Annotated in this window: 12 protein-coding genes; 5 read left to right on the forward strand and 7 right to left on the reverse strand. The window is 62.4% G+C overall.

The features are described 5' to 3' along the window. Nucleotides 1–125 precede the first annotated feature (125 nt). A complete protein-coding gene (gene ppk2 / locus R4P65_RS26785; protein ID WP_230814497.1) occupies nucleotides 126–1,091 on the forward strand; it encodes a polyphosphate kinase 2 in 966 nt (321 codons plus the stop codon). 13 nt (nucleotides 1,092–1,104) lie between these two features. Here the strand turns inward: ppk2 and mgrA are convergent, their stop codons facing one another. Continuing rightward, nucleotides 1,105–2,136, reverse strand: coding sequence for an L-glyceraldehyde 3-phosphate reductase (gene mgrA, locus R4P65_RS26790; RefSeq protein ID WP_317828761.1), 1,032 nt, complete (start codon nucleotides 2,134–2,136; stop codon nucleotides 1,105–1,107). Between the two features lie 319 nt (nucleotides 2,137–2,455). Here mgrA and R4P65_RS26795 point away from each other — a divergent pair, with 319 nt between their 5' ends. After that, nucleotides 2,456–4,732 (forward strand): bifunctional SulP family inorganic anion transporter/carbonic anhydrase, encoded by a 2,277-nt coding sequence (locus R4P65_RS26795; RefSeq protein WP_317828762.1) that lies wholly within the window; start codon nucleotides 2,456–2,458, stop codon nucleotides 4,730–4,732. Nucleotides 4,733–4,737: 5 nt separating this feature from the next. Here R4P65_RS26795 and R4P65_RS26800 read toward each other — a convergent pair whose 3' ends face one another. Genes R4P65_RS26800 through R4P65_RS26810 form a run of 3 tightly spaced genes read right to left on the reverse strand, consistent with a single transcriptional unit; the run spans nucleotide 4,738 to nucleotide 7,398 of the window. Continuing rightward, nucleotides 4,738–6,081 (reverse strand): HAMP domain-containing sensor histidine kinase, encoded by a 1,344-nt coding sequence (locus R4P65_RS26800; RefSeq protein WP_317828763.1) that lies wholly within the window; start codon nucleotides 6,079–6,081, stop codon nucleotides 4,738–4,740. Then, nucleotides 6,078–6,782, reverse strand: coding sequence for a response regulator transcription factor (locus R4P65_RS26805; RefSeq protein WP_317828764.1), 705 nt, complete (start codon nucleotides 6,780–6,782; stop codon nucleotides 6,078–6,080). Before R4P65_RS26805 ends, R4P65_RS26800 begins: the two co-directional genes overlap by 4 nt. A 40-nt stretch (nucleotides 6,783–6,822) precedes the next feature. Continuing rightward, nucleotides 6,823–7,398: a TetR/AcrR family transcriptional regulator gene (locus R4P65_RS26810; RefSeq protein ID WP_317828765.1), complete on the reverse strand. Its 576-nt coding sequence runs from the start codon at nucleotides 7,396–7,398 to the stop codon at nucleotides 6,823–6,825. 89 nt (nucleotides 7,399–7,487) lie between these two features. Between R4P65_RS26810 and R4P65_RS26815 the strand changes: the two genes are divergently transcribed. After that, on the forward strand, nucleotides 7,488–8,483 hold the full coding sequence (locus R4P65_RS26815) for an ABC transporter permease (protein WP_317828766.1): 996 nt from the start codon (nucleotides 7,488–7,490) through the stop codon (nucleotides 8,481–8,483). Here R4P65_RS26815 and R4P65_RS26820 read toward each other — a convergent pair. Further along, nucleotides 8,480–8,857 (reverse strand): DUF952 domain-containing protein, encoded by a 378-nt coding sequence (locus tag R4P65_RS26820; protein ID WP_317828767.1) that lies wholly within the window; start codon nucleotides 8,855–8,857, stop codon nucleotides 8,480–8,482. The two genes, R4P65_RS26815 and R4P65_RS26820, sit on opposite strands and share 4 nt — an antisense overlap. A 76-nt stretch (nucleotides 8,858–8,933) precedes the next feature. On the opposite strand from R4P65_RS26820, the gene R4P65_RS26825 reads away from it, so the two are divergent. Both R4P65_RS26825 and R4P65_RS26830 read left to right on the forward strand, forming a co-directional pair. Beyond that, nucleotides 8,934–9,521 carry a TetR/AcrR family transcriptional regulator gene (locus tag R4P65_RS26825; protein ID WP_317828768.1) on the forward strand — a complete coding sequence of 196 codons (588 nt, stop codon included), beginning with the start codon at nucleotides 8,934–8,936 and terminating at the stop codon, nucleotides 9,519–9,521. Between the two features lie 10 nt (nucleotides 9,522–9,531). Then, nucleotides 9,532–10,878 carry a deoxyribodipyrimidine photo-lyase gene (locus R4P65_RS26830; RefSeq protein WP_317828769.1) on the forward strand — a complete coding sequence of 449 codons (1,347 nt, stop codon included), beginning with the start codon at nucleotides 9,532–9,534 and terminating at the stop codon, nucleotides 10,876–10,878. Between the two features lie 4 nt (nucleotides 10,879–10,882). Here R4P65_RS26830 and R4P65_RS26835 read toward each other — a convergent pair whose 3' ends face one another. Then, complete coding sequence (locus R4P65_RS26835; RefSeq protein WP_317828770.1) at nucleotides 10,883–11,251, reverse strand: VOC family protein; 369 nt, start codon at nucleotides 11,249–11,251, stop codon at nucleotides 10,883–10,885. 155 nt (nucleotides 11,252–11,406) lie between these two features. Further along, nucleotides 11,407–11,853 carry a hypothetical protein gene (locus R4P65_RS26840; RefSeq protein ID WP_317828771.1) on the reverse strand — a complete coding sequence of 149 codons (447 nt, stop codon included), beginning with the start codon at nucleotides 11,851–11,853 and terminating at the stop codon, nucleotides 11,407–11,409. Between the last annotated feature and the right edge of the window lie 95 nt (nucleotides 11,854–11,948).

An 11,948-nucleotide genomic window follows, 5' to 3' on the forward strand; every position in this document is an offset into this window, starting at 1 on the left:
GCCGGACCTGTCGTTACCTCCTCGATGCCAAGCAACATTCGCTTCGGCCCCGCGGCGGCGGGCTTCGGCGCGTAAAATTCACTTTCCGGACGTTCGTTCATTTCGACGACAGGGAGTGCGTATTCATGAGCCCCGACGCCAGCGGTGTGGACGGTCGGGTTCCTGACCTGCCGACCCCGTCGACCAGAATTTCCGTCACCGAGGACTATGCGGCCGAGATCGACGAGCTCTCGAGTCTCAAGCACAAGCTGGGCGTGCTGGAGCCTTCGGAGTTCGCGGATGCCTGGAAGCAGGGTTACCCCTACGAGAAGAAGATGTCTCGCCGCGAGTACGAGCGGAAGAAGCGGCGTCTGCAGATCGAGCTGCTCAAGCTGCAGCTGTGGGTCAAGGAAACCGGTCAGAAGGTGCTCATCATCTTCGAAGGTCGCGATGCTGCCGGTAAGGGCGGCTCGATCAAGAGGTTCACAGAGCATCTCAATCCCCGTGGTGCCCGCGTCGTCGCGCTCGAGAAGCCCACGGACATCGAGCGCACCCAGTGGTATTTCCAACGCTATGTCGCTCACCTGCCTAGCGGCGGCGAGATCGTGATGATGGACCGGTCCTGGTACAACCGGGCCGGCGTCGAACGTGTGATGGGTTACTGCACGCCGACGCAGTATCTCGAGTTCATGAGAGAGACCCCGGACTTCGAGCGGATGCTCGTCAACTCCGGGATTCATCTGCACAAGCTGTGGTTCTCGGTCAGCCGCGAAGAGCAGTTGGCGCGGTTCGCTGCCCGTCGAACGGACCCGGTGCGTCAGTGGAAGCTCTCACCGACCGACCTGGCTTCGCTGGACAAATGGGACGACTACACGCAGGCCAAGGAAGCGATGTTCTTCTACACCGATACCGGGGATGCGCCCTGGACGGTGATCAAGAGCAACGACAAGAAGCGCGCCCGCCTCGAAGCGATGCGTCACGTGCTCGCCAGCTTCGACTATCCCAACAAGGATCACCGGGCAGTCGGTACTCCGGATCCCTTGATCGTCGGGCCGGCCTCGGCCGTATTCGAAGAGGGCGAGCACGTGAACGTGGAGTTGCCTGCGCTCTAGCTGGAGTTCTCACTCAGATCGAGCTGGCCTCTGCCCACAGATTGATGCCGCTGTCCTTGGCGTGCTGATCGATGGAGGCCAGTTCGGCTGCGCTGAATTCGAGATTGTCGAGCGCGCCGACGTTGGCTTCGAGCTGCGCGACGCTGGACGCACCGATCAATACCGAGGTGACCCGCGAATCGCGAAGTGCCCAGCTCAGTGCAAGCTGGGCCAGCGACTGGCCGCGAGCTGACGCGATGTCGTTGAGCGCACGAATGTGGGTGAGAGCGTCGTCGGTCAGCCACGAAGGGTCGAGTGACTTGCCTTGGGCGGCACGAGAATTCTCGGGAACACCGTTCAGATACCGGTCGGTGAGCATGCCTTGCGCGAGCGGTGAGAACGCGATGACGCCCACTCCCAGATCGTCGACAGCCGAAAGCAGTTCCTGTTCGATCCACCGATTCAGCATCGAATAGCTCGGCTGGTGGATCAACAACGGAACCCCGGCAGCGGCGAGCAGTGCGGCGATTTCACGGGTGCGCTCCGGTGAATACGAACTGATACCCGCGTACAGGGCTTTGCCCTGCTGGACGGCACTGATCAGGGCGCCTGCGGTCTCGTCGATCGGAGTCTCGGCGTCGGGGCGATGGCTGTAGAAGATGTCGACATAGTCGACTCCGAGTCGACCGAGCGACTGATCGAGAGACGAGAGCAAGTACTTGCGGGAACCGCCGAATCCGTAGGGGCCGGGCCACATGTCCCAGCCGGCTTTGGACGAGATGACCAATTCCGCGCGGTACGAAGAGAAATCCTCACGCAGGATCCTGCCGAAGTTCGTCTCGGCGCTTCCGTAGGGAGGTCCGTAGTTGTTGGCAAGATCGAAGTGGGTGATTCCGAGATCGAACGCCCGTCGCAGAACTGCGCGCTGGTTGTCGATCGGTGCGTCGTCGCCGAAGTTGTGCCAGAGGCCGAGCGAGATCGCCGGGAGTTTGAGACCGCTCCGGCCGGTCCGGCGGTACGGCATGGCTTCGTAGCGGTCCTGCGCGGCGACGTACTGATCGGACATGGTGCCTGCCTTCACATCGTTGTGGTTGCGGTTGAGCGTCCACCCATTATCGCCGATGCCACTCAGGTGCGCTGGTCGCTGGGAGGTGTCTCAGTCAGAATGCTTGCGGTTTAAAGCAATTCGATCGATCTTTTGGACCGACGTTCAGGTTCGAGTCACAGCGTCAGGCGGCGGTGACGTCGACCACGTCTGGGTGCGCATCTAAGGGAACGGTAAGGAATCGCGGTTACCATGGTCACAGTCGATCGGCGATACCGATCGCCGATTCGCTTCGAACATGTTGCCCAGCAGCCGGATCCGGGGTCCGGCGAGGAGATCTATGTCGACGCAGTCCGTAGTGCACGCACAATCATCCGCAGACGAGAGCGTCGTCGGGGATCCGTCTCCGCCGGGTGGTGGAAGCCGGCGTTATCTCGAGCAACTGATCAGATACGACGTGCCGGCGTCGCTGGTCGTCTTCCTGGTAGCGCTTCCCTTGTCCCTGGGAATTGCTATCGCGTCCGGGGCGCCGATCATGGCAGGTCTGATCGCCGCCATCGTCGGCGGAGTGGTGGCCGGAGCGGTGGGAGGTTCACCGCTGCAAGTCAGTGGTCCCGCGGCAGGACTGACCGTGGTGGTCGCCGAACTGATCGGCAAGTTCGGGTGGAAAGTCACCTGCTTGATCACCGTCGGCGCCGGTCTTCTGCAGATCGTGTTCGGGCTCAGCCGAATTGCCCGTGCGGCACTCGCTATTGCACCGGTGGTGGTGCACGCGATGCTCGCCGGTATCGGCATCACCATTGCGCTACAACAGGTTCACGTGTTGCTAGGCGGAAGCTCGGCCAGTTCGGCGCTGGACAATCTACGGCAGTTGCCCGCGCAGATCGGTGCCTTGCACGTCGAGGACTTGATGATCGGGCTCGTCGTCGTCGCCACCCTTGTCGGCTGGCGTTACCTCCCCGCGGGTGTTCGAAAGGTTCCGGCTGCGCTGGTCGGCATCGTATTGGCAACTTTCGCTTCGCTCGTGCTGCCGATCGACGTCGAGCGAATTGCTCTCGACGGGTCGCTGCTGGATTCGATCGGACTTCCTGCCCTGCCGGACGGCCAGTGGCTCGGCGTCGCAACCGGCATCCTGACCATCGCCCTGATTGCGAGCGTCGAGAGTCTGCTCTCGGCTGTGGCCGTCGACAAGATGCACTCGGGACCGCGCTCGAACTTCGACCGCGAGATGCTCGGTCAAGGTACTGCGAACATGGTGTCAGGGGCGATCGGCGGGCTGCCCGTCACGGGAGTGATCGTGCGCAGCGCCACCAACGTCGAAGCCGGTGCGAAGTCCCGTGCGTCGTCGATCATGCACGGCCTGTGGATCCTGCTGTTCTCGGCCGCGCTGGCCGGGTTGGTTCAGCAGATTCCGAAGTCTGCGCTTGCCGGTCTGTTGATCGTCATCGGTATTCAACTGGTCAAGCTGGCGCACATTCGGTTGGCCCGGCGGACCGGTGACCTGTGGGTGTACGGCATCACGGTGGTCGGAGTCGTGTTCCTGAACCTGCTCGAGGGCGTACTCATCGGACTGGCGCTGGCGATCGCCCTCCTGGTGTGGCGTGTCATCCGTGCGTCGGTCACGGCAGAAGAGTTGGGTGACAAGGATTCCGGGAAGTGGCGGGTGCTGGTCGAGGGGTCGTGCACCTTCCTCGTGCTGCCCAAGCTCACGTCGGTGCTCGCCGGCATTCCGCCGCGGTCCGACGTCACGGTCGAGTTGTCCGTCGACTTTCTCGACCACGCCGTCTTCGACGTCATCGAAGAGTGGGCGAGGCAGTACGAGTTGGCAGGTGGGTCGGTGACTATCGACGAAGTCGGATCGGTGAGCATGGAGAGCGCGACCACCGGACCGCCCAAGCGCGGGGCCGCAGTCACCGACCTGCGCGGATTGCTGGCTCCGTGGGGTAGTTGGCAACCACAGGCTTCGGGAAGGAATCTGAGCAGCCCGCCAGCCTTGCGACCCATTCTCGACGGGGTGTCCAACTACCATCGCCATCGCGCCGAAGCGATACGGCCACACATGGATCAGTTGCGCGACGGGCAAAATCCGGACTCCCTTTTCCTCACCTGCGCAGACTCGCGAGTGGTGCCGAACATCATCACGAGCAGTGGCCCAGGAGACCTGTTCACTGTGCGCAACGTCGGAAACTTGGTTCCTGCCGGCGGCCGCGATACGTCGGTGGAAGCGGCACTGGCCTTCGGGATCGACGAGTTGGGTGTCAGTTCGGTGATCGTGTGCGGACATTCGGGCTGCGGAGCGATGCAAGCACTCCTGACGAACAGTTCGTCGGAATCGGGAGTTGTCGGGGAATGGCTGCGTCACGCCGAAACGAGTCTGCAGGCGTACACGAGCGGCCATCCGGTCGCGCGTGCTGCAGCCGAGGCGGGTTTCTCGGAGGTCGATCAGCTCGGAATGGTCAACGTTGCAGTCCAATTGCAGACTCTCGAACGGCATCCTCTGGTCGGTCAGGCCCGTGTGGATGGTCGCCTGCGTATCGCCGGACTGTTCTTCGACATCGGATCCGCTCGGGTTATCGAAGTGACAGCGTCAGGGATCGGGGAGCTGATCGAGACCTGAAGGGATTAAACGGATCCGGGTTGATCCCTGAGTTCGACCAGCAGGCGAGCCCCGCCGAGCGGACTGTCGTGGAATGTCGTGCGTCCGCCGTGCAGGGCCGCCTGCTGCGCCACCAGCGCCAGGCCCAAACCGGAGCCCGTCTTGCCTGCCGTCGACCCGCGGGTGAACCTTTCGAAGACGCTCGAGCGTTCCTCGGCCGGTATTCCACAACCGTTGTCGTCGATCGTGATCGTGACTGTGTCCGGTGAATCGGTCGGGCGTGCGAGGGTGATGCGCACGGTGCTCGCGCCGCCGTGGCGGACGGCATTGGTGATCGCGTTGTCGAGGATCAACCGGATTCCGCCGGGAAGAGCCCGGATGCAATAGGGGAGTGGAGAATCCACGGTGACGACGCTGACGTCGAGGCCGCGATGATGTCGGCGTGCGTCGTCGGCAGCGATGTCGCAGACCTCGGTCAGATCCGTGTCCTTGAAATCCTCGGCAGTCGAGAGTTCACCCTTCGCCAGTCGCTCGAGGTCTCGCAGAGTTGATTCGACGCGGCCCTGCGCGCGGGCCAGATCTGTGAGTATCTCGCGTCTTTGTTCGTGATCGAGGTCGTGAATGGACAACACCTCGATGTCGGTTCGCATCGCCGTCAACGGAGTTCGGAGTTCGTGAGCTGAGGCGGACGCGAAGTCCCGAGCGGCGGCAAGGGCCGAGTTGGTCGCGGCCTGTGCCCGGGCGACATCGCTGAGCATCGATTCTGCTGCTGCGGCAAGCTCGTCCGCTTCACGGATGCCGGAAATTTCGGTGGCGAGATCGGGATCGCGTCGGGCGATTCGGCGGGTCAATTCCACGAGTGGGCGCACGGCCGGACCACCGAACAACCACCCGAGAGCCGCAGCGGCCCCGACGGCACCGACGCCGAAGAAAGCGACCTGGCGTTGTTGGTCGACGGTGATGTCCCGCGCTTCGGCGTAGGGAACTGCCAGTGAGACAAGGGCATTGATGCCGTCGGCCTCGGCGGTGTATGCCCGGTACTTGGTGCCGTCCACATCGACGGTGGCCGAGCCGACCGGTAGTTCGGGCAGACGGGTCGGGGTGCTGGATTTGACGGTTCCGTCGGTGTCGGAGCGGATGGTCACGGAAAATGCGCCGCCATCTCCGAATGCTCCCAGGAATGGTCCGGCAGTGGCCGCATTGGCCACGATCACTGTCGATGCGGTCTCGAGGCGACGGTCCAGCTGGGACAGGTTGTTTCGAGCGATGGCCAACGCAACGACAACACCGAGGGCGATGACGATGAACGTCGCCCCCAGTGCCGCGGCTGCGGCAACGCGGGTTCGTAGTGAGAAGCGGCGACGCTTCACGGGTTCTCCCGAAGCACAAACCCGACGCCGCGAACGGTATGCAGCAGACGAGGTGAACCGCCGGATTCGAACTTTCGACGCAGATAGCCGATGAAGACGTCCACGACGTTCGTGTCGGCGACGAAGTCGTAGCCCCACACCAGTTCGAGGAGACGTTCGCGAGTGAGCACGATGCCGGAATTGTGTGCGAGCACTTCGAGTAGCTCGAATTCGCGCTTGGTGAGCGGTACTTCCTTGCCGTCGACACGAACTCTGCGGCCGGAGAGGTCGATGTCGAGGTTTCCGACGCGCAAGGAGTTCGTACCCTCCACGTGATCGCCGGCCGGAGTGTTGCTGCGCCGGAGCATCGCGCGGATCCGGGCAACCAGTTCGGCAAGGACAAAAGGTTTGACCATGTAGTCGTCTGCACCCGATTCGAGCCCGGCGATGCGATCGTCGACCGAGTTGCGTGCGCTGAGTACGCAGATCGGGATTTCGTTGCCTGCGGCACGAAGTGCCGTCACCACGCCGGTGCCGTCGAGCACCGGCATGTTGATGTCGAGGACCACTGCGTCCGGTCGCTTGTCGGAGATCACGCGGAGCGCGTCGGCGCCGTCCACTGCAGTCAGTACGGTGAATCCCGAGAGCCGCAATCCGCGTTCGAGTGAGGTCAGGACGTCTGCGTCGTCGTCGACTACGAGGATTTTCGGTATCTCGGTCACAGCCCCATTGTGCCTTGCCTGGTACGTCGGGTTTCGCCGATCAGACCGGCAATTCGGTACCGTCCGGACGTAGACCGGCCATGAACACCGCGACCAACCGCGGGACGAGGTTCGGCATGGCCTCGTCAGACAATTCGATTTGGGGGCGCGTCAGTTTGGCCAGAGCCATGACAAATTCGAGGGGTTGAAGATCGGGGCGGACCAGTCCGGCGCTCTGAGCGGCGCCGATCGTCGCGGTCATCTTCGCTTTCGTCACCTCACGCACGGCCAGAACTTCAGGGGCCAGCTCGGTGAAACTGCGTTCCACCAGTGCAGGAATGAGTGCACCCAGGCGCAGTTCCACGAGTCGGTCCACCAACGAGTGCCACGCGTTTGTCGGGTCGGCGGACATTCCCGTGAGTGCGATGTCGGCAGCCTCGCGGACATCGGTCAGTGTTGCGACGGCGACGGCGGTCACCAGTTCCTCGCGCGTCGGAAAGTTCCGATACAGCGTGGCGATGCCCACTTTCGCGAGTTCTGCGACTGCGTCGAGGGGCGCGTCGTGCCCGCGCTCGGTGAACACCGCTCGTGCGGCGTCGACTATTGAGTTCCTGCGTTCACGTGCATCGGCTCGCACAGTCACCTCCGGTATTGACAGTTCATCATAACCGGAGGAATATCTTCCACAAATAGTGGAGGAAAAACCTCCACTTAGGGAAGGTAGTTATGAACGCCGAAGTTGAAGCACGGGACCGCAAGAAGTTGGTGGCTGTGGTGTTGGGCTTGTCCGCCGTGATCGGGCTGATGCTGCTTGCCTTCGTACTGCCCTCGGTCAACAGTGGCCCGCACGAACTGAAGTTGGGCATCACCGGTCCAGCTCCGGCAACCGAACAGATCAGCACCTCGCTCGAGGCGAGTAAGCAAGGCGCCTTCGATACTCGAGAATTCGCTGACGCCGACGCCCTGCGCGACGCGATTCGGAATCACGACGTGGTCGGCGGAATCGCCGTTGATGCCACTGGTCCTCACGTACTGATCGCGACTGCAGGCGGAATCCCCATCGCCCAAACCTTGACCGGTGTGGCCAGTGGGCTCGCGGAGAGATCGGGGGCGAAGGTGCCCGTCGAAGACGTTGTGCCTTTGACGGCGGACGACCCGACCGGTGCGGGGCTCACAGCCCTGGCCTTGCCTCTGGTGTTCGGTGGAATCATGCCCGCTGTTGTTCTTGTACAACTGTTTCCGCGCAGCATTGTCAAGCGAGTACTGGGCGCCGTCGGCGTTGCGGTTGTCGCGGGCTTTGCACTGACTGCCATTCTGCAGTTCGGCACGAACAGCATTGACGGAAACTACCTACTCACCGCCCTCGCGCTCACAGTGGGCATTTCGGCTATCTCGCTTCCCATTCTGGGACTCGAATCCCTGCTCGGGATGAAGGGATTCGCGTTGGGTGCCGTCACGATGATGTTCGTCGGAAACCCACTCTCGGGGATGGCGACAACTGCCGCGTGGTTGCCCGCGGGCTGGGGTGCATTGGGGCAACTGCTCCCACCTGGAGCCGCAGGAGCATCCGTCCGGTCGATGGCGTTCTTCGACGGCCATGGCGCCGCCACGCCACTTCTGGTGCTGGTGTGCTGGATTGCCGTCGGGATCGCGCTGTGCGTCGCCGCCGGCCGGAAGAAGGCGTTGACCCCCGTGGTCGAACCCGAGGCTGCGCTGGTCTAGCCGGCGCGGTTTGCGTACGGGGTCAGGTCGGGAATCGGCCAGACCCCGTCAACGCGTTCCACGACCAGTTCGGCGACCACGGTGTCCTCGTCCATCGGTAGGGGTCGGAGGATTCGGGGCTTTCCCGCCTCCCACTCGACGTCGATACCTGCTGAGGTCAGGGCGTCCTCGTCGATGACGGCGACGATCAGTGGCAAGGCGAGGTCGCCGAACACCAGATCGAGCACCGAAGCGAGTGCGTCCGGGGTGGTTGCGCGAATGAATCCTGCCTCGTCGTAACTGATTCCGCGCGTCGAGACCTCGTACTCACCGAAACGCTTGCATGCTTCCCAGTCGTCGGCGATGGCGACGTGGACGAGTCGTTGTCCGGTCATGCAGTGCTCCTGTAGTGTTCGAAATAATGAAACGTCAACGTAGCATTAATTGAGTGGCACGGTAGCAGGGGACTTGATGGAGCAACCTCGTAGACGTGGGAGAACCAGCGACGCGGAGCGAGCTGATCGACGCAACGAGATTCTCGACGTCGCGGTCGACTCGTTTCGAGAAGTCGGGTTCGCTCGAACGACCATCGACGCCATTGCCACGGCGGCCGGCGTCGCCAAGCGCACCGTGTACAGCTATTTCGGCGACAAATCCGCGGTCTTCGCTGCTGCTGTTTCGCGTCAGCACGCGTATGTCGAGAACGCCGGTGGCGACCAGTCGGACCTGCTCGCCGCTGCAGTGGACATCGTCATCGCCCTGCACAGCGACAATTCGATTGCGCTGCACCGCATGATGATCGGCGAGGCCGTGCAGTTCCCGGAACTGGCTACCGCGTTCTACGAATCCGGCCCGGCCAAGTCGATTGCCTTTCTGGAGAAAACTTTGCTCGATCAGCATGGTCGGAAGGCTGCGCTGCGTGCGGATCAGTTGTACACGTTGCTGCTCGGGGAGGAGCACCGGCAGCGACTGCTCGGGCTCGCTTCCGAACCGACAGCAGAAAGAGCTGCGCAACTTGCGGCTCGTGCGGTGGGATGCGTTCTGGGATCTGATCGGTAGGCTCGACTGGGTGAGTAACTCTGTGGTCTGGTTTCGACGTGATCTGAGGGTAGGTGACCTTCCCACCCTGAGTGCAGCGTCGGATGCCGGCGGGCAGACGTTGGGTTTGTTCGTTCTCGACGAGAACCTGCTCGGACCGGCAGGCTCACCCCGTCAGGATCAACTGTTCGCCAACTTGACGGCGCTCGATCATCAACTCGACGGAAAACTGATGGTTGTTCGAGGTGATCCGGCGGACGTGGTGCCCCGTGTAGCGGAATCCGTTGGTGCCGAAGAAGTTCACATCAGTGCCGACTACGGACCTTACGGCCGACGGCGCGACGCGGCCGTGGCGGAGCAGGTGGAGTTGATCGCCACCGGATCTCCGTACGCCGTCGCACCCGGACGCGTCACCAAGGCGGACGGTGACCCGTACAAGGTGTTCACGCCGTACTTCCGTCAGTGGATGGAACACGGTTGGCGGGGCCCCGCGTCGACCGATGCGCAGACGGTCCGTTGGTTCGATCCGAGCGACAAGGACGGTGGCCCGCGCCGGGTGAGTATCCCCGCGCCATCCGCCGCCGTCAGCGATTTCGTCGGTGAGGTCGGCGCCCTCGAACAGTGGAAAGAATACTGTGAGAACGATCTTGACCGGTACGACGACGAACGAAATCGGCCTGACCTCGACACCACGAGCCGGATGTCGATTCCGCTCAAGTACGGCACGATCCATCCTCGAACGATGTTGGCAGATCTCTCCAAGCGACTCGGCGACGGCGCTCAGGCTTACCGTCGCCAGTTGGCGTGGCGAGACTTCTACGCAGACATCCTGTTTCAACGCCCCGACAGCGCGCGGAAAAACTACGACGACAAGTTCGACCGTTTACGTCACGACGGGGGAGTCGACGCAGACGCCGCCTTCACTGCCTGGTGTGAGGGCAAGACCGGCTTCCCGATCGTGGATGCCGGCATGCGGCAACTCGCTGCCGAGAACTGGATGCACAATCGGGTGCGAATGATCGTCGCGTCTTTTCTGGTGAAGGACCTGCACATTCCGTGGTGGCGTGGCGCACGGTTCTTCATGTCGCATCTGGTGGACGGTGACTTGGCCTCCAATCAGCACGGGTGGCAGTGGACTGCAGGGTCGGGCACAGATGCTTCGCCCTTCTTCCGCGTCTTCAACCCCATCACGCAGGGAGAGAAGTTCGATCCCGACGGCACATACGTCCGTCGGTGGGTTCCCGAACTCCGCGATGTTCCCGGGAAGGCCGTCCACTCGTTGAAGGCGATGCGCCCGGTCGACTACCCGGACCCGATCGTCGATCACGCGCATGAGCGTGAGGAAGCCTTGCGCCGGTACGGCGAGGTCAAGGGCTGAGTGCTCAGTGATCTGCGGGCGCTACGCGGAGGCGGTTTCCGTCCAGATCTGAAATGACGAATGTCAGACCGAAGACATCTTCGTTTGGCTCTTCGACGACCTCGACACCCTTGGCCACCCACTTGTCGTAGATCGCCCGAATTTCATTGCTCCCGCCGTCGACCAACATGCCGACTTCGAAATTGCGCGGTGTCGCGGGATCGAGGTCGCGTGACTTGCCGCTCCACAGTGCAAGGACCACACCGCCGCCGAGGTCGAAGGTCATGTACCGAGGGCTGAGGACCTCAGGCTTCGCGTCGAACAATTCGCCGTAGAACGCTGCTGCGGAGGCGGCATCGCTGACGTAGATCAGAAACTGGTTGGGTAGTCGCACTGTGGTTTTCCCTCTCCCGTTGATTTCGGGTCACCGGCAGCGGAGCGTGTGCCTGGTCGTGCGGGGCTGTGTTCAACAATCCCCGCGCGCCGGACGAATGTCCAAGAACAAGTGCGTCTGAGAGGCAGATGGATTACTTATGACGACTGCTGCAGTCACACCGCACTGAGGTGGTACCCGACGCTCAGGTTCGGGTAGTAGCCGTCGATGTAGCTCGAGATGAAGTAGTGATCACGGTCGGTGGTGCGAGTTCCGTCGGTGTCGAACTGCGGATAGTCGTTGGCCATGAAGACGGCTTGTCCGCCGCCGTGAGTGGAATAGACGACGTCGACGGTCAGGCCGCGCGGGTCCTGGTTGTATGCCGTGACGATCTCGGTCTCGTGGGGCGCGAGCGACTGGCGTGGGCTCTGCATCCACTGTCCGTAGGGGTTGTCGGCGCCTTGGAGATGAATTGTCTGTTCGGTGTCGTTGCTGATCGTCATCGTGATGGTGTTGCCGGTCGCGGGAAGGGTTCCGGCACTGGCGATTCCGCTCAACCCCAAAGTGAGGGCACCAGCGGCCAGAGCCGTGATTGCGGCAACTACGTAGCGTGGGTTCGTCATCGTTGATGTCCTTGTCCGGGTGGGCGTTCGGTTGTCTGTCTCGAAGACAACTATGTCGGAGCGGATCGATGTCGTATGTCCACTCCCTGGACCCT

It is taken from the genome of Rhodococcus sp. IEGM 1318 (genome assembly GCF_033142465.1).
Taxonomy (GTDB): domain Bacteria; phylum Actinomycetota; class Actinomycetes; order Mycobacteriales; family Mycobacteriaceae; genus Rhodococcus_F; species Rhodococcus_F qingshengii_B.